Raw genomic sequence first — 25,033 nt, 5'->3', positions numbered from 1 at the left:
GGATTATTATATTAATAAATAATATATTTAAAAACAAAAAATCACTATTTCTAGAAAATAGTGACCCAAAAATAATTAGATTTTTGTTACTGGGAAGTTTACCAGTTCTAATCTTTTGTAGTGTCTAACAATTAATTAATCATAGTAACTAAATGTTAGTGTTCCCCTTTATTACTTCCAAGGTAGCTTCATGTTTTAACACCATTAACTAAAGCCTAATTATTATAAGAAAATAATTATCTTTTTTCAATTAGAATTTCAAAAAATATTCAATCATTTTAATTGTTTGCTAAAACCAAAAAAATATTTATTTGAATCTGGAATGAAATCTTGCCTCTACTATCTTAATTATGAAATCAATAATTGCTTTATCATGGGTATCGTTGTATTTATTTCAGTCAATTTTCTCACCTGCAAAAGCTTTGTCTAAATCATGGACAATTAATTTCACTTCTTCAAGAGTATCATTAGTTATTTCTATTTTATTTCTCCTATCACGATTAATAGCTTCTTGTAATACATTATTACTAGCTTGGATTTTTTGTATCATAAAAATTTATTCCTTTTTGGTTTTTAAATAATTAAATTATATAATTAAATTATTTGTCAACACACAAGGGAATACAAAAAACACAAAATAGAATAAACCTACTTTGTGTTTAAATGTATCCAAGTTGTATACGGTGATATTATAATACAAATTAATAATTTGTTATTAAAACCTCAATACTTTTAGAGTTTTTATTTTTTTTTAATTCAATTAATTAATTAATTCAACATTTGTTTTTTCATCATGTTTTATGACATTAGACATTGCAAATTTTCTATTTTTTTTAGTTAAAAAATCACATAATTTCATTAATTCATTATCGTTTTCTTGTGTTCACATTAGATTATATTCTGCTTCAGTAATTAAATATGGTGGATCAAAATATATAAAGTCATTTTTTGCAATATTTAATTTGTTTAAATCTAAAAAATTTAGATTAATAAAAGTTGGTTTTATTTTGTGAATTCTTTCAATAAATAATTCTAAATTTCTTTGAATATTTTTATTATAATCTCTTTTTCCAACAGGAACATTATATTGTCCTTTAGAATTAAATCTGAAAAGATTATTAAATGAATAAAATAATAATACTAATAATTTAATTATACTTTGAGAAAAATTATAATCATTTCTTAACCGTATAAAATTATATGAATTTATTAGTGATAAACCTTTACTCGAATCAACACCATAATATATATAACCTTTTTCTCATGATTTAGTTAAATTATATTCTTCAACTATATCTGTAATCATTTTATCAATATCATTTTTTGTTCTAGTTTTTAAAAAGTTTAATAAATCAATTAATTTAATATTATTATCAATACCTACATATTTTTGAGCATTTACATTAATTAAAACATTCCCGCCACCACAAAATACATCATAAAAAGTATTAATGTCTTTAGGAGATAAATTTTTAATTTCATCAATTATTGCAAATTTATCTCCTGTATAATTTAAGGGAGATTTAATTTTCATTGTTTTTCACCTCACATACAAATAATTTTTCATTTATCTTTTTATCTAATGTTTTACCAGTGTTAAATGCATTAGTCTTAATGTCATAAAACTGAACATTTCCTCGCTTAGAGAGAATGTCAATAATATCAGAGCTACTCATGATTGCTGAAGAACGGGTTCTTTCTTTTTTATATGTATCATTATACGAAACAATTATATATTTAGCATTTATTTTAAATATTAATTTTTCAAATTCAATTTTAGCTGTGTTTAAAGAAAATTTACTATTTAAATTTTTAAATTAATTTTGCTAGCAGCTCCTACTACATCTCTTTTTTTCATTCTGTAATGTTTTCTAACAAATGGTAAGCTGAACTATACTGTCTAGAGTTATATGGAGGATCTAAATATACTATATCAGCATAAGGCAAATTATTTTCCAAAGTAATGTCAGCATTAGAAATAAAAAATTCTGAATTATTCATTAATGGTTCTACTAACTCTAAAAAAATTTTTTTATCTAATAATCCATTTTTAATATAAGCATCATAATGTCCTACAGTATTAGCAATTCTATCCATAGAAATATATTAATGAAGTTATTAGCGAACAAAATTCATAGTAGTTAATTTCTTTTTTATCATAAAATTCTTGAATCTTTTGCCTAATACCACCAATTTTATCAGCAGTTTCATTAGAAAAAAATTTATTTCCAAAATTAGACACAAAATAGTTATCAAAATAATCATTAGAATTAAAAGCTTTTATTAAATTATTTAATTTATTGTAATCGCATTTTCTATGTCCGAAAACAGCATTATAAATAATAAAATTTGAAGATAGAAAATCATTAATATACACAGTTTTTAATTCAAATTTTTTAGCTAGTTCATATGATACTACTCCAGTTCCTCCAAATGGTTCATAAAAAGTTGAAAACTCAATATTTAAATTGTTAATAATATTTATTATATGTGGAATGATTTTATTTTTACCACCCATATATCTACGATTATATATTTTTTTCATTATAACTAAAAATATTATTTTCAAACTTTTTAAATCAATCCATTTTATTATATGAACTATTTATAGTATCAATAGTTAAATCATACAAAAATTTATAATCTATATTATTTTGCAATATTTTGCTTAATATACTATTTGTAAGCGGCATAATATTAACCCCTTCTATGTTTTTATCTTTTATAAACATTGGAAATTTTGAATAATTTCTAAACATTTGATAAATTATTTCATCAATATTTGGTGAAATAAAATAAGTAAGCACCGTTTTATTTAAATTAATATTTTTAATAACTTGATCCAAAGTGTGTCTATGTACAGGTTCTAATTCCATTTTTCTTTGACCCTTGTTTTCACTTAATGTGACCTCAATAAGTAATGTGTGTGAAGGTACATCATACAATCCTTCAATTTCAAAAAATATATCAGCCTTTAACCCTGTTGTATGATGAATAGGCAAAAAGTTAGCATCTATCTTATTTTTAAATAAATCATATATTTTAACTTCTTTTTTTAATATTTTTCATCATACTATTGTAACTATATATTCATAAATTGCTGGAATAGTTGCTTCATCACTAATATTTTTTCATATTTTATCATCATTTTTTCTATCTTCAAATAATGTCATGACATTAATTAAAAACTCAGTTGTAAATTTTTCATTAATAAATTTTAGAAATTTTTCTTCTTTCTCATTATTTATTATTTGTGCAAATTTTCTCAATGAATTTGGTTCAGATTCAATAATATTATAATGTTTTAAAACTTTATTATTTATATCTTTAAACCATTCATTAATCATAACAATATCTATTATTTTTTCTAAATTTTTAGAGTCATTTAGTAAAGTAAATTGAGATTCAATTATTTTGAATACTTTTTCTACATTAGATACCAAAGATATTAATTTTAAGTCAAAATTAAATATATCGGTCATTCTTAAATGTCGACAATTTAAATCAAAATAATCCTCTAAAGTGCTTTTTATTCTTAAACAATGTAATGTTTTTATAAAATAATCATCAAACTGATTTCACGGGATTTTAGAAAGATAATCAGAGTTTACTTTTTTTCTTATATATAATAACTTTTTTTCATTTTTTAGCTGAATTTAAATCTTTATGTTTTAAAAAAGTTTTATCAATGCTTGTTATTTTTCCAGTTTTATAAAATTCTACCAATGAATTATATAAATCTAAATAAAATTGAGAACTAACCATAGATGATTTTCTATCTACAACAACATTTGAAAAAAGATTTAAATCTTTTATTTTTGTAAAAAAAAGTGTTTTGCAAGTTCTTTATAATTGTCTTCTAAAAAAATTAATTCAGTTAATTTTTCATTTATATATTCCTCTGACATGTCGACTTTTTTTAACTTATTAATCAGATTATACTTCTTGTTAGTAGTAATTAAAGGTAAAAAATATTTTGCAAAATCAAATGAAATAATCTGATTTTTTAATAGTAAAGAAATTAAAACATTTATAGGAGATATCTCTTCAAATTGCATTTTTAAAAATTGTAAAAAATAAAGATAAGACTCTGATGAAATACATAAAAAATTTTCTTCTATAATTTCTTCATTAACAATTCTAATTAGTTCATTTCCTACTTCTGTAACTTTTCTGTTCTGTCTACTGTTACTAAGCCAAATTGATAGAGAGATGATGTGATTTGTCTAGCATCTTTATCTTTCCTTTTTGCATTAATACTTCATAAAATTGCTCTTGAGAATAATTGTCTCATTTTTTAAACAAGGCTTCATTTCAAAATGAATTTAAAGCCTTCAAAATAATGATATTTTTTTCTTTCAATTGTTTATTTCTAAAAGATGTTGTACCAAAATTTCAATAAAACTTTTTATTATTAAACAAAATCCCCATAAACGCAACTCATTTCTATTATGTTTAAAATTACTTTGCTAAAATAAATTAAAATTATTTTTATCACTTAAAAATTATATCAAACATAATACTTAGTTTCTATAATTTTGGTAATTCATGAGTATGCATTTTATGAATTAAACATTTAAAATAGTTACTATCTATCAAATCATTTTATTATTATAATTTCTTATACATTAGAGTACTGTTTTTATTTTTCATACTTTTTTCGCTCTTGCTTACGGTTATCACATAAACACCATTTATCATGAATTAAAAAGAAATCAAACAATCGTTAATGACAACTTTTATTTAAATGGTCAAGGTATAGAACAAAATTATTAAAAATAGATATAAACAACCTAAAAAATAACTAAAAAACTAAAACATGCCCTTATAGAACCACTAATATCTTTTAAATAATTCATTATATTCTATTTTATATGTCCCCATCATATCACTCAAACTTATTTTTTAATTATTTAATTTTATTATAAAGTAAGTTTTCAAAAATTCAGGTAATATAATTTTTTTCTTTATATTACATTTACATTTTCTACGCTAACTGTTGTATACTTACAATTTACATTAAGACAAGCATAAAAAACCATTTACCTGTCATAATTGCTTCTATTTCACTATCAGTAATTTTATAATCTCAATAATAATAAGCAATAAAATCACTTCATCATTGACCAAATACAGAATCATTTAAACATTGCATAAAGGCTTCAGTTTGAGTATTTCTTATTTTATTTAATTGTCTTATTTTACACCAACAATGTTGGCTTCATTGATAGAACTAATTATAGTTTTAAGTGTAATGATAACTTGAATAGTACTATCACCTTTAACCAATGGTGTTGTTGCATCAGCCGGTACTGCTAGTGTTACAATAGCATCTTTATTAATAAAGTCTGCTGCTGCTTGGAATAAATCTAAAGCATCTTTTTGGGTACTAGTTCCACTAGTTAAATCTTTACCTTGGACACCTGATTTTAAAGCAGTAATAATATCATCAACATCATTTTGTAAGGTTCTTGCTTTATTACCACAAGCCACAACTGTTGTTAGTGACGCTGTTGTTAGTACTACAGCACCTAACAGTCTAATTATTGTTTTCATACTTTTCATGTTTTATTCCTCCAAGGTTTTTATAAGTCGTTGCCACTAATTTTAACATATAATCAATTGGTTGTATATGAAATATTTTACTAATAGGTACGAGGAAATGCTCATATTTAATCTTAATAAAAGTTTCATATTTCTCATATTTGATATCTCCAAAGATTTTTTGTTTAAGAAACATAATATCTAAAAAAATCTGAAAAGTAACGGAAAAAGTCATTTTCATGCTTTAGTTTATTACTATTATGGGAAATTCAGTTTTAGAATTTTCATTAACCATGGCTTTTTTGAAAAATGTTATATAATTATACTATCATTTAAGGTATTTTTTAATATATTTATGATGATTGGTTATGAGGAAAGGGTTGAAATTCTTATGCAAAAAAAACAAATTATTAAAGTGGTTCAAAAAGAATTACAAAGTTCAGAAGCAGATTATAAGGATGCTTTAGAAGCTATGTTTGAAAAAATTATTCTGACTTTAGAGCGGGGAGAAGATGTTACAATAAGAAACTTTGGTACATTTACAATTAAAACTCGTAAAGCCCGTAGAGGAGTAAATCCTAAAACAGGTGAATCAATTATGATTGATAAACAACGTGTTGTTAAATTTAATTCATGTAAGAAATTAAAACAAATGGTAAATGATAAAGGAAAAAAATAGTTTAAAGGCACTTTGTTAATCAAAGTGCCTTTCACTTAAGTACATAGAATCTAATATAATAAAACTATTCTAATACTATTGTTTCTACTATTTCCAATTCGGAATTATTTTCAAATTTACTAATAGTTCCCGTAGTTTGGTCTTTGGTAACACGAATAAAAGGTCGTGCTTTTCAAAATGTATAACCTAATAAAGGTAACAATATAAATGCTGCAAATAAATCAATAAAACCAATAAATAAATAAAAATAGAAACCATCAGCAGTACTTTTGGCAACAACATATCCTAATCCTGAACAAATAATAGGCATAATAATAGTACGTTGCAGACTAGCAAATAGAGAAATTTTACCACGATTAACTGATTGATAAAAAATAACAGCAATATAATGTAATGTTGCTAACGGATAAAATGCAAATTGCATAATGATATAAATCTTAAAATGTTCAGCCATTGCTAAATCAACACCAAAGAAATGCATCATATATTGACCTGCAATTACTACTAATAGAAATGAGGCTATTAATAGTAAGAGTAATAATAATGTTAAACGTCACATTAATTGTCAAACGCGATTAAAGTCTTTTGTTCCATAAACATAACCAACTAATGCTTGCGCTCCTTGCGTAATTCCAATAATTGGTGCATTAATTAAAATTAATCACGGCATAATTCCACCATATAATTGGACATAAACGGGAATACTACTATCACCAACATGATAATCTGGAGGTGGTAACAAATTTAAAATTTTAGTTGTAACCATAGCTAAGACACTTTGAGCAATATTTTGTAATAATGATGTGGCACCGATTAGTAAAATACCTATCACAAATGCTTTTTTTAATTTTAAATGTACTAAATTAAATCAGATGTTAGAACCACTACGTCAAATAATAGTAATAGCCATTAAATTAATACTTGCTCAAGCAATGATAGTAGCGTAAGCTGTTCCTTCCATTCCCATTTTACCAGGGATAACTAAAATAAAGTCTAATGATAAATTTACTAAACAAGCAAGGACATTAATTAAAATAGTTCACAACATCATCCCTTCACTACGTAGTAATGAAATTCAGAAGTTAGCAAAAAATAAAAACGGAGTTGCTAAAATTAAAATTCGTGAAAAACGGACTGCCTCTTTAATAATGATAACTCTAATAGCAGGATCGGTTGCTCCAGAAACACTACCTGCTTGAAATTCAATAATACTTTGACAACTAAAATACATAGTTATCATAAAAATAATAGAAATAATGAATGATAATAAAAAACCATTACCCAAATATTGTGACATGCGTTCACGTTTGTTTTTTCCATAGGCAATAGAATACTTAATTCCTGTTCCTGTGGAAATTAATAGGGCAAATGCTACCATCATCGATGATGGGACTGCTGCATAGGTTGTAGCAATATTAATAATTTTTAATGCTTGGTCAGTAGGAATTATTAAACTGGGATTACTGTAATTACTAATAATATTATTACCACCTCATTGGGTGGCGATTCATTTATCAAAAATTTGATAAGTAGAAAAAATAATAATAGCAATAATGGTCGGAGTTACCATCATAAAAATTGCTTTTCATGGTTTAGCTGTTGTAAAAATTGCTTGTCGTTTTAATTTTTTAGCTAAATTTTTTGTGGCTTTATTATTTACTGTTTCTTTAGTTTGTGTGATTTTATCCATAATTTCTCCTTTCTAATCATAATCAAAATAAAATTCTTATATTTTGACATACAAGAAACAAACAGTTTATTAATGTTCTTTGACGTAAACATCTCGCTTATAAGTATAACTCATTTACTTGAAATTATTGATGTATCTTACATAATTATTTTAAAAATTTTAAACTCTTTAGTTTACATATTAACAATATTAGTTTTAATTTTCTATTTTACTCATTGCTATACCATGTTTTTCTTTAACACTGATTTGTTTTTTAATTTTTGGTTTTAAAAACTCAACTTTAATTTTAAACAGTTTAAAATACTTAGGTGATAATCAACCACAAAATATTAATAACAAATAAGTTTTAAGTAATGAATATAATAAAGCAATAAAAAGATTATTGTTGACAAATTCTACTGTTCTTCGTGCTGTATTTAAACCAAAAATAACACGTAATAATAAACCTAATACAAACTAAACACCAATAAGTTTATTAAAAGCAATATTAAAGAAAGCGATGAAAATGATTCCATAAAATAGAAAATCTACACATTTGTAACTACTAATGCTTAACATGATAAAAGGTATAAAAAGAAACACAGCTTGTAGTTGCTCGGTAATATCTCAATAAATTAAAGGAAAATCAAACATCATCCGTAAAGTTGTAACAACAATAAAGCAAGAAAAACTAAGATATGAATATAAAACAACACGTTTAATTTCTCCTCAAACAATTCATCATCAAATATTAACTCCAACCATAAACATCATCATTCCTGGAATTAATTGTAAAAATCCACCTTCACGAAATGAAATATAAAGTAAATTTTCATTAAAATTATTATAAATATAAAGTTTAGTAATTACTTTAAAAACAATGCTAACAACTAATACTGTTACTATTAAAAAAATTAGTCTAACAATATCGCAAAGATTTTTATTATTACCATATTTATTAATAAGTAATTTAATAAAAGCACTGCCACCAACAATAATCCATATCATTCATTTCCCATAATCAAAAAATAATAATTTAAATCATGAACCTATCATATAACTTGTTGTGATATATCCTTCTTTAAATGCAAAGAAATCTAAATACATAAAACTAGTAATTAAACATAAAATTGCTAATGCTATTAAAAACTTACCATAATCTTTTCAACTAAAATTATTATAACAACTTAAATAACCAAAACCTAATAAAATAACATACATCATTGGTGAAGAAAAATAAGCATTGAAAGCATGTAAACTACCACCCGCATTTAATGTCACATTTTGCACATTAGACCAAACCATAAAACTTATGGCAATCGCAATTATTAATTTAATACCATTAATATTTACTTTATTTCCCATATTAGTCATTATTTAAAATCCTCACTATGTTCATACATATTAGTCATATCAAAAAATGGTGTTAAAATTGGTTCTCCATCCCAAATGGGTGGTTGATTTACTATATCTAATAATCAAGCAATAGTAGCTGGGATATCATAGATTTTAATTTTATCAGGAATAATACCATGTTTAGGGATACACTTTCCAAAAAATAATAAGGGAATTTCTTCTTCTGCATTAGCACCATGACCATGATATTGAGAAACTCCTCCATGGTCGGAACTAATGATTAATAATGTATCATCCCACATTGTTAAATCTTTTAAATCTTGAATAATTCCACCAATATATTTATCTGTTTGATTGATGGCTCGGTAATATTCTTCGCTATTTCATTCACGTGAATGACCTGCTAAATCAGGATTAACATAATAGAAAAAGGAAAATAATGGTTTGTTTTCTAATGTTTTTTAGTAACATCAAAGGTTTGCTCATCAGTTTCTGTTTGATTATAACTACCGTTAGCAAGCACAATATCCTTAATGCTTGTTTTACCCTCTGGTTTAAAATTAGCAATCATACTGCCTTCACTAGCAAATCCAAATAAATTTGATAATGAGTATTTATCTTTAATAGCATCAAAGATACTAATCTGATTTGAATTAACTTTATTATGGACAGTATGATTAAAATTTCATAAGTCTTGGTCAACAACTCCATGTTTAACAGGATCTGTAGCAAACATAACACTAGCTCAGTTAGCAAGCCAGAGGACATTGGTAATACATCACACGTGCTTGTAATGTATTGGGGGGGGCACCATTGTGCATTAAATAATTCATGTTAGGACTATAACCGCTTTTTAAAGCATATCCTGCCATACCATCAATACCAATCATTACTATATGTTTAGGTTTTTGTGCTTTAGACACATAAGAACTAATAGGCTTATTTTGCAAGTAATCTTCACTATGGGGTACATAGTTTAAAATTGGATTACGGTAGCTATTAGTTATGATAGTTACCGTAATCCAAAAAATAATTCATACAAAAGTTAGTAATAATATAAAATTAATTTTTTTAAATACAAACATATTAATGATTCCTTTATTTAAACTAATAATTAATAGTATACTTTAATTTTACATTGTTACTAAATTCTTGCTGTTCATCATCCACGAATTGATAAGATACTACCGATTCCAAAACAAATGGGAAAAATAATTATTAATAAAATAATTCCAAAATAAACTTGTTGAAAAGGATGATTAATGAATACATTGAAACCAGCATCATTATCAAATACATTTCAATTGTTAACCAAATTGATAATTCCGTAATGTTTTAAACTTCAAAATCCATCACCAAGAAACTTATTATTGGCATTGTTAAAAAAAGCCGTACCAAATAATATTAAACTAATTATCACTGAAATTATTGCCACAATAATTAAAAACAAACCAAATTTTTGTCTTCAATCTCAATGTGATGAATTTTTACTTTTATCCATGCTTATCACTTACTAAATTAAGAATATAGTCAGCGTTTAAAGTAGCCAAATATTAGTGATAAACCGCTAATTCCAACAAATGTTGAAGCTAGAATAATGGCAAATACAATTCCTGATGAAACTTGTGCAATTGGATAAGTTAAAAATTTATTACTAAAATAGAATATTTCCATTTCACTATGTCCATCAGCAGTTAAAAAATTATTAATACCCCAATCGGAAAGTACATTAAAACCATTACCACTATTAACAGTATCACCACCTGATTTCGGTGTAAAACTAGCTGTTGCAATTAAAATTAGTCCTATTGCCAAGCATATAATACTAATTACCAGTGAGTAAAAGCCAATTTTTATTCCTCAATTTTGTTTTTTAAAACTATTTATTAGTTTTTTCATTAAGGTCGTGCTCCTTTACCAATTTTTATTGTTTAACCAGCAAAAACAAAGTTACTGGAATTATCACAATAAATAAATTATATCGTAAAATATTTTCATTTAAAAATAAAATGTGAATCAAAATAGAAAAAAATCATTAATAATTTGTTTTTGCTAATGATTTTTTAGAATTAAGGTTATTATTCTTCAATTAAAACTTTAATACTTGGTCCCATTGTTGTTGTAATACTAATATTTTTAATATAAGTACCTTTAACAGCAGCAGGTTTGATTTTTTTTAGAGTAGAAAGAATTGTTGTATAGTTGTGTCTTAAATCTTCTGGTGTAAATGAAACTTTACCAAGAATAACGTGGATATTACCTTGTTTATCAACACGGTATTCCACTTTTCCTTTACGAATATCTGTAATAACTTTTTCAACATCCATTGTTACTGTTCCTAATTTAGCTGTTGGCATTAACCCCTTAGGACCTAGAACACGACCAATTTTTCCTAACTCACCCATCATTTCTGGTGTAGCAATAATTACATCAAATTCAAATCATCCTTTTTGGATTTTTTCAATCATTTCTTTACCACCAACAAAATCAGCTTGCGCTTCTAACGCTTCTTTTTGTTTAGTTGTAGTAATTACTAATACACGTTGGACTTTACCGGTACCTGCTGGTAACACGATTGAACCACGTAGCATTTGATCGGCATGTCTTGGATCAACATTTAAACGAAATGCTGCTTCAACAGTAGCATCGAATTTTAATGCTGATGATTGTTGTGCTAATTCAATAGCATGGTCAACAGGGTAATTTTTAGACTTATCAATTAAGTTTGCTAATGCAAGATATCTTTTACTTCTAGCCATAATTAAATACCCTCCTTTCCGTTTTCAACGGTAATACCCATATTTTTAGCAGTACCAGCAATAATTTTAATGGCATCTTCTAAGGTATAAGCATTTAAGTCAGGAAGTTTAATTTTAGCAATTTCAGTAATTTGAGCTAAAGTAATAGTTCCTACTTTTGTTAATTTAGCGTTAGCTGAACCTTTTGTTAGTTTTAACGCTCTTTTTAAAAGAAACGTTGTTGGTGTAGTTTTGATTTTAAAGTCAAAAGATTTATCTTTGTATGCAGTAATGAATACAGGGATTGGAACGGGATTAGCGTCATCTTTTAAATCTTTAGTTTTATCATTAAATTCTCTACAAAAACGAGGCATATCAATACCAAATGAAGCTAAACTAGCACCTGGTTTGGCACTACCTGCTGGTAATTGGATGATACCCTCACGATTAATATTTTTTTTCTCAGCCATGAGCAACTCCTCCTATAAATTGGGTCCTCACTGTGGTTCAAACGAATAATTTCTTCCACAAGTTTCAAACATAATTAAATACTACTTACTTGGATAAATAGCACTTTAAAGATAATAACATTATTATAAATAGTAGTCAATAAAATTTTAAAAATTGAAAATTATTTTTTATTCTCATTTTTAGCTCATGAATATTTAAGGTAACCAGTATTAAATTACAACTCAGGGTCTGATAAATTGAATTTAATTTTACAAAATCAAAAAGATGTTAAAAGAAAACAAAAAATAATCTATGTACCATAATGGTATTAAGTTATCCTAATTCGCAAGAAAGTTTTTTAGCATTATAGTAAATATAAACTTTCTAAAAAATAATTTTTAAGAATTAATTTTTTTACAACTATCATATTCTACTTTAACTTCAGTTTCACGACCAAACATATCAACAGCAACTGTTGCAACTCCTTTTTCGTCATCAACTTTAGTTACACGACCTTCACGGTCTTGTAAAGCACCAGAAGTAATATGAACAAATTCGTCAACTTTAAAGTCACGATTAACTTCTTTTACTTGCTTAACTTTTGGTTGTACAGGTGGTTTAGAATTACGGTATAACATTTCATTAACTTCTTTTGTTGAAAGCGGAGTTGGAGGAACACCCTTACCACTAGAGCCAATAAAACCATTAATTCCAGCAGTATTGCGAATATCATATCAAGTATCTTCTGTTAAAATCATATGAACAAAAATATAACCAGGAAAAATATTTTTTTCTGTTACTTTTTTTTCTTTATCAGTTGAAGTTTCATTAACAACGCGGACTTGAAAAATATTATCTTTTAGATTTAATTTTTTTTCAATTTTTTGTCTTAAACCAGCAGCTACTTTATCTTCATTACCTTTGTTGCAATTAACAATATATCATTGGGCTTGTGCAATTCTATTTTTATGTGTTTCTTCAACTGGTACAACTTTATTTAAAAGTTTTTCATTTTTCATTATTTTGACATCTCCATTTTTTGCTTTAATATTTTTTACATAATTTTTAGTAATGGTAATACCACTAGTAAAATACTTTCTATTGCATAGAAAAATAATGCTAGAATAGTAATGAATGCTACTGTGGTAAGGAATTTACTATTTAATTGTTTTCTTGGTGTTCAACGTGTTCTTCTTATTTCTCGTGATAAATATAGGAAAAAATATTTATGATAAGTTCTGGCTTCACGTTTATAATAATAGCGTTCTTCTAAAGTACGATTTTTACGTTCTTTTTCTCATATGGCACTAATATCAACTTTTTTATTTTTATCAGCGGTACGAGGGTTAAATGTTTCAGTAGTACCTTCAAAAGTTCTTTTGGTTTTTAATGGTTTAATTTTACGAAGAATATTAAACTTGTTTTTTAAAAGGGCCACTTTTTCATGATTAATTTTGGATTTCTTTGATTTATTTTCTTCACTCATGAAAATACCTCCTATCGTGATTCTTTGTGGACAGTGTGTTGATGACAATGTTCACAATATTTTTTTAATTCCATGCGTTCTTTGTTTTTAACCTTGTTTTTATAAGTATGATAGTTACGGTTCAAACAAATGCTGCATATTAAGATTATTTTTTCGCTCATTAAATTCACCTTGAAAACTTAACCATTTTTAATTATATTATTATTTAAAATAAGTGTCAATTTTTAAATGATTTTTTATTTTAAAAGAAATGGTTAGTTTTAATTCTTCCTTTAATTATTGTACAAGAAAAATAGCAATAATGAAAAAAAATAGTGACTTTTTTAAATAAATCACTATTTTTAATTTTATAATCCAGGATGTATTAGAATGACTAACTGCCATATTCTCTGTACTGATATTATCATATATTTTTGTTCCTTCTTTTACGATAATTTTTTTACCATTAGAATCAGAGTATTTTTCTAGTTTTAAAAAAATCTTAGCTTTTTCATTAATTTTATATGACATGATTTCATTAAACCTTTCTTTTCCTGACTTTTTTGCTACAATAGTAATTTTTTTAAAATCTTGATTTTGTAATTTTTCAATTATAAGTTCATTATCACTTTTTGTTAACTGAGCATTACGAGTAAAACTAAAGTTTGAAGCTCCATTTTCAATTTCAAATGAAACTTTAATACTAAAATCATGCTTCAAATCATCTTTTTTAAAAATTTCACCGAAATTAAAAAGAGAACCCACAATTTTTAAACTCCCACTAAGAATTTGTTGGTTAATTATATTTGAACTACCTGAAAGTATTCAACTAATAAAATTAGAACCTTTAAGTGCTACTTCTACTTTTTTAAAATTGCTATCTGATAATCAATTTGCAGCAGAAACAATCCTTGATGCACCTGTCAACATAATAATTGCTCCTGCAATTATTACTGGATAAAAGTAATAAGTATTTTCATCATCATTATTATCTTCATGAAACTGATTACTTAATAACAACCCATAACCTGTAGGTGTAGGATTAGTATAATTTCTAGGAGTTGTTGTACCATCAGTTTGAGTTGAAGTTGTAAAAGGTGGCACAGTAGTTGATGCATTATCAGGTGAATCATTTGCAGTAAGATTGTATACTATGCCTACCACTAAACAAGACCCACTTGCTATTTCTACTAGTCCTTTGATAATTGGTTTTTTACTAGGTATCAAACTAGATGCAAATTTCAAAGTTTTTCCTATTAATGATGTTATACCTGAAGTTGTTTTTATACCTAAGTCTAAAGATAGTGCTGCAGCATTAAATAAGGCTCCAGTGCTTAAAAATACTAATTTACTATTTTCTTTTATATTACTTTCATTTGTTGCTTCATTATATAATAAAGGTGTGCGTTCATTACTATTGTTGTTTCACTTGGCATATTTGTTTTTTCCTCTTTGTAATTTATTTTTTATATTTTAATTATTCAAAAAGTTGTTTATTATTCATTGATTTATATTAACTGAAAAATTAGCACCAATATCAAAATTATGAGATTGAGAAGTTGCTTGAAAACCTTCATATACATACTGCTCATCATGTCACATGTACATTCATAAAAGTAAACCTTGCACTGCAAATTTACTTGGTTCTGGTTCAACATCAATTTTTCAAATTGGTTGCTTTGAACCTTCTGGTTTATTTAAAATAACATTAGTTTGAAATGATAATTCAGTATTTCTAACTTTATAATTCTTATGAGCAACCGTGTAATTAATTTCACTTGTTTTATCAACTGTAAAACTAGGATATAAAAATATGAAATTATTTCAACTATCAGCATAATCATTTCATTTAAACATAGTAATTGCTGGAATACCAAATTCTTCACCACTTGATGGTGTTTCTTTGCTAAATGTATGATTAATATTCAAGTGTGCTTCTATATTTAAATTACTCTTGTCATATTGATAATAACTTACACTAATAATATTCTGATTATTATCTAGTAAGTATCTAACACTATAATCTTTACTACTATTAGTAATGGAACTATTTTTTAACAGACCATCAATATTGGTCTTATAATCAATAATGTTGTACATTATTTGCTTATATTGATTATCATTAAATGTTTTATTATCTTTTAAACTACTTTTACTAATAAAGTTTTTCGCAAACCCACTACATAAGATTTTACTATTCCCAGGATGAGATTGACTAATATTGTAAAATCCTAAACTTTCACTTAAATCTTGAAAATTAGGTATTAAACTAACATCACCCTCCCCTGCAGTAAGTTGAATATGCGTATTGGCACCACCAAATTGTAATAATGTTCAATGTAAATCTGAAGTTGAAGAAGTATAAGCTGATGTTACTATTTTACTCAAATTTTGTTTTTGTAAAATTTTAGTGCCTTCAGTAGCGTTTGACAACTTGTTTGTTTTTAATGTCTTGGGCAACAGCATTATTTCAGTCTTCCGAAATGGTATCTGGAATTTGCTTGCTATCAAATGATAAATTACCTTCATTATTAACAGTAAGTTGTTTTATATAGGGAAATAAACTGTTATTTGTTTTTATATTATTAATATCATAAATGTGGTAACTATCAGAACTATCTTTATTACTTAAAATAGTGCTGTTATTTAAACTTTGATATGAATTATTGCAAATAATGGTTTCCTAATTTGTTTGCTGTAAGTTACTACTAAGTTTATGATGGTTAATAATCCCACTGCTTGCTAATAAACTAACAGTAGTAATCATTAATAAATTTTTAAAATTTAACATGTATTACACCTCACATTTTATTTTTAACGAAATGATTTAATTTTAATTGTTGTACTAATACTATTAAATTTTAATTGACAATTAGAACTGAAATTATTATTCATCACTTTATTCATTTTTAATTCTTGTTCATTATTTTGTTTATATTTATATTTAATAACAATAGCGATGTTTGTTATATGTTCATAGTTACTGATTTGGTTGCAATCAGTAAATAATTTAACTTCATCAGCATTTTTAATAATAATTGGATCAATATCTGCTTGAAAATCAAGTTGAAAATTATCATCATCAATTGCAAAATTAGCATGCAATGCTAAACTAATAGTTGGCGAATCAAGTTTAGTAAACTTATTTAAATCATCTTGAGCGTTAGATAACAATGAATCAGTAACTGAATCATCATTAATTTTAATAGGATAATAAATTCCTTGGCCACCAATATCGTTTAAAAATGGAATTGGTTTTATTTTTGAACAATCAAATTTTTTATTAGTAAATGTTTGTTCATTAGAATTTTTATTATGACATTCCATAATAATAGTAATATTAATACTATCTTTTAACTGATTTTTACCAACAATAGTTATGTTAATTGATGTTTGTTTGCCTTGGTAATTGCCACCTTGAAAATTAGAAGTAATAATATAATCATCATTAGTAAAATTTTAATGTCACATTGTGTTACCATAATCTTTAATTCCTGTAGCAAATTATTAACATTATCTATTTGGACATTAGTATCATCATTAACTACCGATTTATCTTGTTCTAATCCTGACTTAAAACTATTTAAAGATTTAATTGTATTAATTCCTTTTACATTAACATTGATATTTAATGTCCCCGTAATAACATCACTGCTAGTAACTGCATTGATAATAATAGCAATGGTAACAGGTTCTTGATAATTGGTGAATTGTTTTATATCATCATAATTAATTGTAAAATCAGATTTTGTTATAGAACATCATCCAAGTATTTTATTAACTTTATTAATAAACCTTTAACTAATGTCACTATCAATGCCGTTTATAACTTCTGTGTTAGTACCTTTAGTAATGTCAGTCATTGCTACAGTTTCCTCAGGGATTCTTAAATCTAAATCATTAATATTTATCAAAACAGGTTTGTTGTCATTTTTTACGATAAATTTAAAATTTAAATCACTGGGCTCTAAATGGTATGAAATTCCAACATCAGTAGTTATTATTTCAATATTCATTGCTTTTTGTTCATTATATTTTGACATTGAAATTGTAAAATTTGATAACAGTGCATTGTTGCCATCAATTTTAATACTAATTGCAGGATTTAGTGGTAAATGATTAAAAAAATTATTTGGAATATTAACAGATGCTTTTACTAATTCACCATCAATTTCATTTAGTAAATCATTAATAGTAAATGATTGTTTTGGATTTTTACTAGTATTGACAAGAGTAATGTTTTTTAAATGATTTTGATAATCAGTTAACTTATAAAGTTTATTAGGTGGGCAATTATTTTTATAATAAGTATCTCAAGTATTAGTATCATTGGGATTTCAATTACTATTGCTATTAGTAATATCAGGATTGTTAGATGTGTTGGTTATTATTAACCCTATCATTCCTCCAATTATGGAAGCAACAATTATTAAAAATATCAATATTTTTCATATTCATTGTTTTTTAGGTTTAAGCGTTTTTAATTGCTTTAATTCTGATTGATTATTACGAATTTTTCGATTATTAACAATATATTTTTCATTTTTATTAACAGTTTTTTTAATTATTATTGCCTCCTTTTTTATTAAAAATAAAAAAACATAAAATAATATAAAAATTATTTTAAGGCAAAACCAAATATTTAGTTAACTTGATTTAACTGAACTTTAAACAGTAAACATTTATAATATAATTATTGTTAATTATATTATAAATGTTTACTGTTTAGATAATTTTATCACAATAGCAATGATAAACTATTTTTTCTTAGTAAATTTTTGATAAATTTCATTTAATTTTTTTTCATATATGTTATGGATTTTTGGTTGATAATATGTTTTATTTTTAATTTTAGTTGGTAAATATTGTTGTTGAACATAATCATTTTCATAATCATGAGGAAATTTATAAAGTTTTCCTTTGCCCATTGATTTTTTTAAAGACTTTGATCAACTATGTTTTAAGTAATCTGGAATGGGATAAACTTGTCCTTGTAAAACATCATTATATGCTGCTTGTGTTGCAAGATTGGCACTATTTGATTTTTCACTAAATGCCATTTCAATTACTACTAATCCTAAAGGAATTAAACCTTCAGGCATACCAATTTGACGGAAAGTTTCAATGGCAGTTTTTACCCTAATTCCTAAGGCTGGATTTGCTAGACCAATATCTTCATAAACAATAATCATTATTCTTCTTAAAATGCTTCATAATCACCACTAACTAATAAGCGTGATAAGTAGTGTAGCGCAAGCGCAGCATTAACGTCGCTACCGCGAATTGATTTTTGTAGCGCTGATTTTAAATCATGGTGTTCACTGCCTTCCTTGGCATTTCAATTACTAGCTTGTGGGATAATGGCATTAATAATATCTAAAGTTATAGTTTCTTTGGGATAAAGTTTCATTAGCAATTCTAAAACATTAATAGCTATCCGTAAATCACCGCTACTTAAAACACAAATTGTTTCTAATAATTGTTTACTAATAGTAAAATTTATTGCTTTATTTTTAGCAATTAGTTTTTGTAAACCAACTAACATTTCTTCATTGGTAATTGGTTTAAGTTCTAATAATAAGCAACGACTTCGCAATGCACGATTAATAACAAAATATGGATTTTCGGTTGTACATGCTATTAAAATAAAGTTGCCATGTTCTAAATATTGTAATAATAAATCTTGACGGTCACGATTCATACGATGAATTTCTTCAATAATGATAATATATGGTTGTGATTTTTCGGCATTTTTAATCAATTTTTCTAAATCTTCTTTTTTATCTATAGCAGCATTAAAGATACCAAATTCGTAGTTTAAATCATTAGTTAAAATTTGAGCAATTGTCGTTTTACCAGTGCCTGGGTTACCATAAAAAATTAATGATGTTAGATATTTTTGTTTCAACATGCGATTAATAACACCATTTTCATCATTTAACAAATGGGTTTGACCAATGATATCTTTGATAGTTGTTGGTCGTAAAATAGTTGCTAATGGTTTATTCATGATTAAACACCATCCTAAAGTAAATTATCTAATTTTGTTAAAGTCAAAGTTGCTATACAATCTCATATCAATATTAATTTTGTTTCATTTTAATAACTTTGTTTTTAAAACATTAAAAACATCGTTTGTATTTTGAAAAATAAAACTTTTATCATTAGTATTTAATACTAATAAAATATATTTATGTAAATTATTTTGATTATTTAACATCCAAGGTTTATTTTTATTTAAAAACATGTTATGAGATTCAATTAATAACTGTTTCATTAAAATTACTTCACAAGCAGTATCTAAAAATTCAATAAATTCATTTGTAAATCAATTTTTAAAATCAATAGCTTCAAAAAAGTAATTTAACTTTTTATTAGGCAGAAAATGTACTAGTATACTTTGCAATTTATCACATGATAAATCTTTATTTTTTAATAAGATTACCTGAAATGTTTCTAATTCTCTAATAGTAAATTTTGATTTTATTAATTTTTCTACAATTAAAGAAGTTAAATCAATAAATTTAAATTTTTGTTCATTTTAATCACCTACACAAATTATATATAATTTTTATAACTATTTTTTAGTTTTATTTTAACCCTAGTTCAGGCATTATCAACTTGTTTGTATGTTAACTTCTTCAGATTTTCCATAATCTCATTAATATTGTAACCATCCTGTTTTAATTGTAAAACTTGGTTTTCATTTTTGGTTAATCTAGCTGTATTAACAACATCTTGAATGCTTAAATGTTGATATTGTTCATTTACACCTTGAGTTAAATAATCATTATATACTAAAGCTGTATTAATAATACGATGATTATTGTTTAAAAATTTTTTAAAATATGCCAAGATTCCTCACTGTAATTCATTATATAAAAAGTTTTTAAATGATTTATTTTTACATTCTTGAAATTTAAAAACACTTTCTAAAAATATAAAATAAAAAATTGAAATTAAATCATTTATTTCTAATGGAATAGAAAAGAAACGTCGTAAAATTGCGCCTAACATCCATTCATTTTTAAGTTGATATTTTTCATATAAACATTTAAATGCTATTTCATTATATTCAATACAATATAAATAAATTAATTCATTATCTTCCATATTTGTTACCTCCCTTTTTACGAAGATACACTAATTATGAAAAAAGAAAAGAATAATCAAAAAAAGTTATGAGATATTAGTATTTAATTTTAAAGTCTGAATGTAAATATGATTGGCAATAATACCACAAGCTACACTAGCATTAAATGATTCGATTTTGTTAGACATCGGAATTTGGACAACAAAATCAGTATGAGTTAATAATTTGGGACTAATCCCTTCTCCTTCATTGCCAATAATCAACCCTAAATTACTATCACATTGCACATCAAGATAATCAATAGCTTTATCAGTTTTAGCTGCTGCTAAAATTCAAAAATTATGTTCATTTTTTAATTTAGTAATAGTTGTTGTTATATTATTAACTTGACAAATAGGAATAATACTTAAAGCACCTGCTGCAGCTTTAGCAACTGCACCATTAATTTCTGATTGATTACGGTTCAAAACAATTACACCATCAAAACCATTACCAGCAGCAATTCTTAACATTGAACCAAAGTTATGAGGATCGGAGATACGATCTAAAATTAAATAACGAACAAATTTATTTTCTGGTTGTAAACTTAATAATTCGTCTAAAGTAAAATAATCATAATTTTTAACATAGGCAGCAATATTTTGATGCTTTGATGTTTTTAACAAATTATTCATTGCTTCTAAACTAATAATCTCATAATCAATTTTACTTTTACTCAATTCTGGCTTTAATTCCCGATATTTATCTTGGACTAAAAAAACCTTTCAAACTTTAATTAATGATTGCGGATTAATTGCTGCAACAACGGGATGATAACCGTAAATGTATTCTAATGCCATATTTTTTACTCCTTAGATAATGTTAAGACTTTGTAGTTGTTCTCGAATTTTATCGGCTGCTTGATAATCTTTTTGTGATTTTAATTGTTCTCATAATTTAATTTGTGTTTTAATTTCTGGTGTATAGTTGCCAAATTTAAAATCAAATCCTAAGATTTTTAGAGTGAAAGTAAAGGTATAAAAAATATTTTGATTGATTTCACTAAATTCTTTTTTAACCATTGCTTCATTGATTTGTTTAACCATAGTTTCTAGCCAAGTTATAGTATTAGTTGTATCAATATTATTTGATAAAAACATAATGACTTGGTCATAATGCGGTTTATGATGTTTTTTATTTGTCTTAATGTTATTGATGAATAATTGATATGTTCATTGTTTTAATAGTTGTTCATATTTCTTCATTGAGGATAGTCCATTAATAATAGTTTCATCATTAAAATCTATGGGTTGTTGATGGTCACGATTTAAAATTAAGTAACGTAAAATATGAGGATGATATTGTTGACAAAAATCTTTTACTAAAACAAAATTGTTTAATGATTTTGACATTTTCACATTGACAATATTAACATGACCATTGTGTCATCAAATATTTGCTAGTTCTTGATTATGATATCCCATAAATTGAGCACGTTCATTTTCATGATGAGGAAATTTTAAATCAATACCACCACCGTGTAAATCAATCGTTTTTCCGTTAAATATAGTTTCAATAAAAGCAGTACATTCTGTATGTCAACCAGGACGACCTTTGCCTCAAGGACTATTTCAATTCATACCAATAGTTGTTGCTTTTCATAATACAAAATCTAAGACATCAGCTTTAATAGGATTTTGATTTTTAACGCGAAAATTAGGAATTAAATCAATAATTTTTTTATGTGCTAGTGAACCATAATCTTTAATTTTATTAACTTTAAAATAAACATCATTATTAGTAACATATGCATAGTCCTTAATTATTAATTGTTCAATAAACTTAATAATGCTGTCTATATATTGGCTTACCTTTGGCAAACTATTAGGCAACATAATATTTAATGTTTTTAAGTCATGCAAATAAGCGCTACTATACTTACTAGATAATTGTGATTCTGTAGTTTTTAATAATTCTGCTTGATTAATAATTTTATCATCAATATCAGTGATGTTATGAACATAATTAACTTGATATTTTTGATGAATTAATAGACGATGTAAAACATCCATGACAATCACACCACGAACGTTACCAATATGTACATAATTGTAAACGGTAGGACCACATAAATATATATTAACTTGGTTATCATTAGTTACTAGTGGTTTTAATGTTTGTGAAAAACTATCATAAACTTTAATCATATTGTATTTTCGCTCCTTAATAGATTAGTATTAATTATTATCTATTATATTAGATTCTAAAGTTTGAGGATTAGTAGCAAATTGACGATTTTGAAATTGGTGTTGTAAATTTAATGATTTATAACAACTTATAATTAAAGTTGCATTCACAACTAAATTAATAGGATATTTTATAACTCTTAAAAAATACATTGGTAATATTGGCATTGCATACATTTCACCTAAAATAATAGGGTCGGTACTAGTAATTAACAAAGAAGTAAGACCATAAGCAAATGGTAAATAACAATAAATTGTTCATTTACGATAGTATATTTTACTTAAAATAGTAACAATATAATATGGTAGTACACATCATAAAATACTAGTAAAAGTAAAGAATAAAGCAGGTGTAGCATTACCAGCAAAAAGAAGACCTAAAAAGTCAGAGGCAATACCACTAATAAATCCTAACATGCCACCACAAAAAAAACCGATTAATACTAGTACAAAGTCACCAATTTTAATTTCAAAAATTTTAAATGGTAAAATAGTGCTTAAAACAGCACCACTAATAAAATTTAAAATAACAGCTAATGAAACTAACATGCCACTTAAACAAATTAAATTAATTTGTTTTAATTTAATTTTATTATTTTTAAGATCTAAAATAGCAATTAAAGCAAAGGTGCACAAAATCAACATTCCACTTATTGCATTAATTAATACTAATACCATTATTTACTTTACCTACCTTTTTTAATATTTATTCAAAACATCTATTCTGCATAAATAATTATAAACATCTGCTAAAAAATAACAAGAACCTGTAATTAAAATAATTTTATTTTTACTATTTTTTATCATATTCTCATAAGCAAATTGGATTGCATTAATACTTTGTACATGACTATTTTGACAAATAATGATATTATTAGAGATTTTTTTTAAAAGAAGAATTAATTGATTAGGGTACTTATTTTTTAAACAAGAAAATATAATCTCATCAGGAACGATATTGTTAATTTTTAAAGTTTTGACTAAAGCATTAATACCTTCACGATTGTGAGCCGCATCAAAATAAACTATTTTATTATCAATCTCATATTTTTCGAAACGAAATTTAATTTTAAGATTTTTAATAATAAAACTAGCACTAACAATAGCAATGTTAGGAAAAGCATTTTTAATAACAGTTAATGCTAACGATTTATTTTCTTCATAATAGGTTTGATTGATTAATTTTGACGAATAACACGGTTGATATCCTTGTTTGCAAATTTCATATTTTAAATTACTATTTAAATTTCCTGACACAAATAGAATCTTGGTGCTTGGTTTAACAATTCCAATTTTTTGATGTAAAATCTTTTTTAATGTACTACCTAATATTTCTTGGTGGTCTTTACCAATCGAAGTAATAACAGCATATGTAGCATCAATAACACTAGTAGTGTCGTATCTGCCACCAATTCCTACTTCAATTATTGCTCATTTTACTTTTTGTTCTTGAAAATAAATTAAAGCAATTAATGTCAAAATGGCAAAAAAACCTAATTGATAATGCTCAATATCATCATTAATTAGATTTTTAATGCGAATTAAATCGTGATTACTAATCATAGTATCATTAATAATAATTCTTTCGTTTATCACAGTAATATGTGGTGAAGTAAAAAGACCAACTTTAATATTACTAGTTTGTCATAATACAGCATGAATCATTCTCGAAACAGAACCTTTACCATTAGTTCCTGTTACTTGAATATATTTAATATTATTATTTAAATATTTAGGGGAAAGTAACTTTAATTTAGTTAAACTCTCAGTTCCTGGATATTTATATATATCTTCTAAAAATTCATCATTCATAG

General features: G+C 25.2%; 33 protein-coding genes and 1 pseudogene. 2 read left to right on the top strand and 32 right to left on the bottom strand.

The features are described 5' to 3' along the window. Positions 1–307: 307 nt before the first annotated feature. The 8 genes from AAHM98_RS07825 to AAHM98_RS07790 all read right to left on the bottom strand — a co-directional run bounded on the left by AAHM98_RS07825 (position 308) and on the right by AAHM98_RS07790 (position 5,785). Entirely contained in the window at positions 308–550 is a 243-nt protein-coding gene (locus AAHM98_RS07825) for a hypothetical protein (protein ID WP_342276276.1), read from the bottom strand. Positions 551–760: 210 nt separating this feature from the next. Next, positions 761–1,534, bottom strand: coding sequence for a Dam family site-specific DNA-(adenine-N6)-methyltransferase (locus AAHM98_RS07820; RefSeq protein ID WP_342276275.1), 774 nt, complete (start codon positions 1,532–1,534; stop codon positions 761–763). A gap of 305 nt (positions 1,535–1,839) precedes the next feature. Continuing rightward, positions 1,840–2,097: a DNA adenine methylase gene (locus AAHM98_RS07815; protein ID WP_342276274.1), complete on the bottom strand. Its 258-nt coding sequence runs from the start codon at positions 2,095–2,097 to the stop codon at positions 1,840–1,842. After that, positions 2,090–2,545, bottom strand: coding sequence for a DNA adenine methylase (locus tag AAHM98_RS07810; RefSeq protein ID WP_342276273.1), 456 nt, complete (start codon positions 2,543–2,545; stop codon positions 2,090–2,092). Before AAHM98_RS07810 ends, AAHM98_RS07815 begins: the two co-directional genes overlap by 8 nt. Continuing rightward, positions 2,529–3,521 (bottom strand): AlwI family type II restriction endonuclease, encoded by a 993-nt coding sequence (locus AAHM98_RS07805; protein ID WP_342277260.1) that lies wholly within the window; start codon positions 3,519–3,521, stop codon positions 2,529–2,531. Before AAHM98_RS07805 ends, AAHM98_RS07810 begins: the two co-directional genes overlap by 17 nt. 1,493 nt (positions 3,522–5,014) lie before the next feature. Continuing rightward, positions 5,015–5,155: a hypothetical protein gene (locus AAHM98_RS07800; protein ID WP_342276272.1), complete on the bottom strand. Its 141-nt coding sequence runs from the start codon at positions 5,153–5,155 to the stop codon at positions 5,015–5,017. Positions 5,156–5,196: 41 nt separating this feature from the next. Further along, positions 5,197–5,565, bottom strand: a complete 369-nt coding sequence (locus tag AAHM98_RS07795; protein WP_342276271.1) for a hypothetical protein — start codon at positions 5,563–5,565, stop codon at positions 5,197–5,199. Next, positions 5,540–5,785, bottom strand: a complete 246-nt coding sequence (locus tag AAHM98_RS07790; RefSeq protein ID WP_342276270.1) for a hypothetical protein — start codon at positions 5,783–5,785, stop codon at positions 5,540–5,542. The genes AAHM98_RS07795 and AAHM98_RS07790 overlap by 26 nt, the downstream gene beginning before the upstream one ends. Before the next feature lie 150 nt (positions 5,786–5,935). On the opposite strand from AAHM98_RS07790, the gene AAHM98_RS07785 reads away from it, so the two are divergent. Further along, on the top strand, positions 5,936–6,223 hold the full coding sequence (locus AAHM98_RS07785; RefSeq protein WP_342276269.1) for an HU family DNA-binding protein: 288 nt from the start codon (positions 5,936–5,938) through the stop codon (positions 6,221–6,223). Positions 6,224–6,287: 64 nt separating this feature from the next. Here the strand turns inward: AAHM98_RS07785 and AAHM98_RS07780 are convergent, their stop codons facing one another. The 14 genes from AAHM98_RS07780 to AAHM98_RS07715 all read right to left on the bottom strand — a co-directional run bounded on the left by AAHM98_RS07780 (position 6,288) and on the right by AAHM98_RS07715 (position 15,065). Beyond that, entirely contained in the window at positions 6,288–7,913 is a 1,626-nt protein-coding gene (locus AAHM98_RS07780) for an MATE family efflux transporter (RefSeq protein WP_342276268.1), read from the bottom strand. 195 nt (positions 7,914–8,108) lie between these two features. Then, on the bottom strand, positions 8,109–8,252 hold the full coding sequence (locus AAHM98_RS07775) for a hypothetical protein (RefSeq protein WP_342276267.1): 144 nt from the start codon (positions 8,250–8,252) through the stop codon (positions 8,109–8,111). A 117-nt stretch (positions 8,253–8,369) separates the two neighbouring features. After that, complete coding sequence (locus tag AAHM98_RS07770; protein WP_342276266.1) at positions 8,370–9,266, bottom strand: hypothetical protein; 897 nt, start codon at positions 9,264–9,266, stop codon at positions 8,370–8,372. Then, the gene (locus AAHM98_RS07765) at positions 9,266–9,688 is read right to left on the bottom strand and encodes an alkaline phosphatase (RefSeq protein WP_342277259.1); all 423 of its coding nucleotides are present in this window, start codon (positions 9,686–9,688) and stop codon (positions 9,266–9,268) included. The genes AAHM98_RS07770 and AAHM98_RS07765 overlap by 1 nt, the downstream gene beginning before the upstream one ends. An 11-nt stretch (positions 9,689–9,699) precedes the next feature. Then, entirely contained in the window at positions 9,700–9,984 is a 285-nt protein-coding gene (locus AAHM98_RS07760; protein ID WP_342276265.1) for a hypothetical protein, read from the bottom strand. 13 nt (positions 9,985–9,997) lie between these two features. Next, positions 9,998–10,333, bottom strand: a complete 336-nt coding sequence (locus AAHM98_RS07755) for a hypothetical protein (RefSeq protein WP_342276264.1) — start codon at positions 10,331–10,333, stop codon at positions 9,998–10,000. 59 nt (positions 10,334–10,392) lie between these two features. Next, positions 10,393–10,749 (bottom strand): hypothetical protein, encoded by a 357-nt coding sequence (locus AAHM98_RS07750; RefSeq protein WP_342276263.1) that lies wholly within the window; start codon positions 10,747–10,749, stop codon positions 10,393–10,395. Between the two features lie 17 nt (positions 10,750–10,766). Next, on the bottom strand, positions 10,767–11,147 hold the full coding sequence (locus AAHM98_RS07745; protein ID WP_342276262.1) for a hypothetical protein: 381 nt from the start codon (positions 11,145–11,147) through the stop codon (positions 10,767–10,769). 179 nt (positions 11,148–11,326) lie between these two features. Continuing rightward, positions 11,327–12,010: a 50S ribosomal protein L1 gene (rplA, locus tag AAHM98_RS07740; protein WP_342277258.1), complete on the bottom strand. Its 684-nt coding sequence runs from the start codon at positions 12,008–12,010 to the stop codon at positions 11,327–11,329. Then, positions 12,010–12,456 (bottom strand): 50S ribosomal protein L11, encoded by a 447-nt coding sequence (rplK, locus tag AAHM98_RS07735; RefSeq protein ID WP_342276261.1) that lies wholly within the window; start codon positions 12,454–12,456, stop codon positions 12,010–12,012. The genes rplA and rplK overlap by 1 nt, the downstream gene beginning before the upstream one ends. A 378-nt stretch (positions 12,457–12,834) precedes the next feature. Then, on the bottom strand, positions 12,835–13,455 hold the full coding sequence (gene nusG / locus AAHM98_RS07730) for a transcription termination/antitermination protein NusG (RefSeq protein WP_342276260.1): 621 nt from the start codon (positions 13,453–13,455) through the stop codon (positions 12,835–12,837). Positions 13,456–13,490: 35 nt separating this feature from the next. Next, the gene (locus tag AAHM98_RS07725) at positions 13,491–13,922 is read right to left on the bottom strand and encodes a preprotein translocase subunit SecE (RefSeq protein WP_342276259.1); all 432 of its coding nucleotides are present in this window, start codon (positions 13,920–13,922) and stop codon (positions 13,491–13,493) included. 11 nt (positions 13,923–13,933) lie between these two features. Continuing rightward, complete coding sequence (rpmG, locus tag AAHM98_RS07720) at positions 13,934–14,083, bottom strand: 50S ribosomal protein L33 (protein ID WP_342276258.1); 150 nt, start codon at positions 14,081–14,083, stop codon at positions 13,934–13,936. Between the two features lie 115 nt (positions 14,084–14,198). Continuing rightward, the gene (locus tag AAHM98_RS07715; protein WP_342276257.1) at positions 14,199–15,065 is read right to left on the bottom strand and encodes a hypothetical protein; all 867 of its coding nucleotides are present in this window, start codon (positions 15,063–15,065) and stop codon (positions 14,199–14,201) included. Between AAHM98_RS07715 and AAHM98_RS07710 the strand changes: the two genes are divergently transcribed. Further along, positions 15,055–15,378, top strand: coding sequence for a hypothetical protein (locus AAHM98_RS07710; RefSeq protein ID WP_342276256.1), 324 nt, complete (start codon positions 15,055–15,057; stop codon positions 15,376–15,378). The two genes, AAHM98_RS07715 and AAHM98_RS07710, sit on opposite strands and share 11 nt — an antisense overlap. On the opposite strand, the gene AAHM98_RS07705 is transcribed toward AAHM98_RS07710, so the two are convergent. The 10 genes and pseudogenes from AAHM98_RS07705 to AAHM98_RS07655 all read right to left on the bottom strand — a co-directional run bounded on the left by AAHM98_RS07705 (position 15,375) and on the right by AAHM98_RS07655 (position 25,031). Then, complete coding sequence (locus AAHM98_RS07705; protein ID WP_342276255.1) at positions 15,375–16,367, bottom strand: hypothetical protein; 993 nt, start codon at positions 16,365–16,367, stop codon at positions 15,375–15,377. The two genes, AAHM98_RS07710 and AAHM98_RS07705, sit on opposite strands and share 4 nt — an antisense overlap. Positions 16,368–16,715: 348 nt before the next feature. Next, positions 16,716–17,228: a hypothetical protein gene (locus tag AAHM98_RS07700; protein ID WP_342276254.1), complete on the bottom strand. Its 513-nt coding sequence runs from the start codon at positions 17,226–17,228 to the stop codon at positions 16,716–16,718. 470 nt (positions 17,229–17,698) lie between these two features. Then, positions 17,699–18,304 (bottom strand): hypothetical protein, encoded by a 606-nt coding sequence (locus AAHM98_RS07695; protein WP_342276253.1) that lies wholly within the window; start codon positions 18,302–18,304, stop codon positions 17,699–17,701. Between the two features lie 354 nt (positions 18,305–18,658). After that, positions 18,659–19,911, bottom strand: a pseudogene (locus AAHM98_RS09070) (replication-associated recombination protein A). A gap of 24 nt (positions 19,912–19,935) precedes the next feature. Further along, positions 19,936–20,307, bottom strand: a complete 372-nt coding sequence (locus AAHM98_RS07680; protein ID WP_342276250.1) for a hypothetical protein — start codon at positions 20,305–20,307, stop codon at positions 19,936–19,938. 152 nt (positions 20,308–20,459) lie between these two features. Beyond that, a complete protein-coding gene (locus AAHM98_RS07675; protein WP_342276249.1) occupies positions 20,460–21,014 on the bottom strand; it encodes a hypothetical protein in 555 nt (184 codons plus the stop codon). Positions 21,015–21,080: 66 nt separating this feature from the next. Continuing rightward, the gene (gene rlmB, locus AAHM98_RS07670) at positions 21,081–21,833 is read right to left on the bottom strand and encodes a 23S rRNA (guanosine(2251)-2'-O)-methyltransferase RlmB (protein WP_342276248.1); all 753 of its coding nucleotides are present in this window, start codon (positions 21,831–21,833) and stop codon (positions 21,081–21,083) included. A 12-nt stretch (positions 21,834–21,845) separates the two neighbouring features. Continuing rightward, a complete protein-coding gene (cysS, locus tag AAHM98_RS07665) occupies positions 21,846–23,180 on the bottom strand; it encodes a cysteine--tRNA ligase (protein ID WP_342276247.1) in 1,335 nt (444 codons plus the stop codon). Between the two features lie 30 nt (positions 23,181–23,210). After that, the gene (locus AAHM98_RS07660; RefSeq protein ID WP_342276246.1) at positions 23,211–23,897 is read right to left on the bottom strand and encodes a folate family ECF transporter S component; all 687 of its coding nucleotides are present in this window, start codon (positions 23,895–23,897) and stop codon (positions 23,211–23,213) included. A 21-nt stretch (positions 23,898–23,918) separates the two neighbouring features. Next, on the bottom strand, positions 23,919–25,031 hold the full coding sequence (locus AAHM98_RS07655) for a bifunctional folylpolyglutamate synthase/dihydrofolate synthase (RefSeq protein ID WP_342276245.1): 1,113 nt from the start codon (positions 25,029–25,031) through the stop codon (positions 23,919–23,921). Positions 25,032–25,033 lie beyond the last annotated feature (2 nt).

The sequence above is a fragment of the Spiroplasma endosymbiont of Nebria brevicollis genome (assembly GCF_964030895.1).
Taxonomy (GTDB): domain Bacteria; phylum Bacillota_I; class Bacilli_A; order Mycoplasmatales; family VBWQ01; genus Spiroplasma_E.
This window is presented reverse-complemented; position numbering and strand designations above follow the sequence as displayed.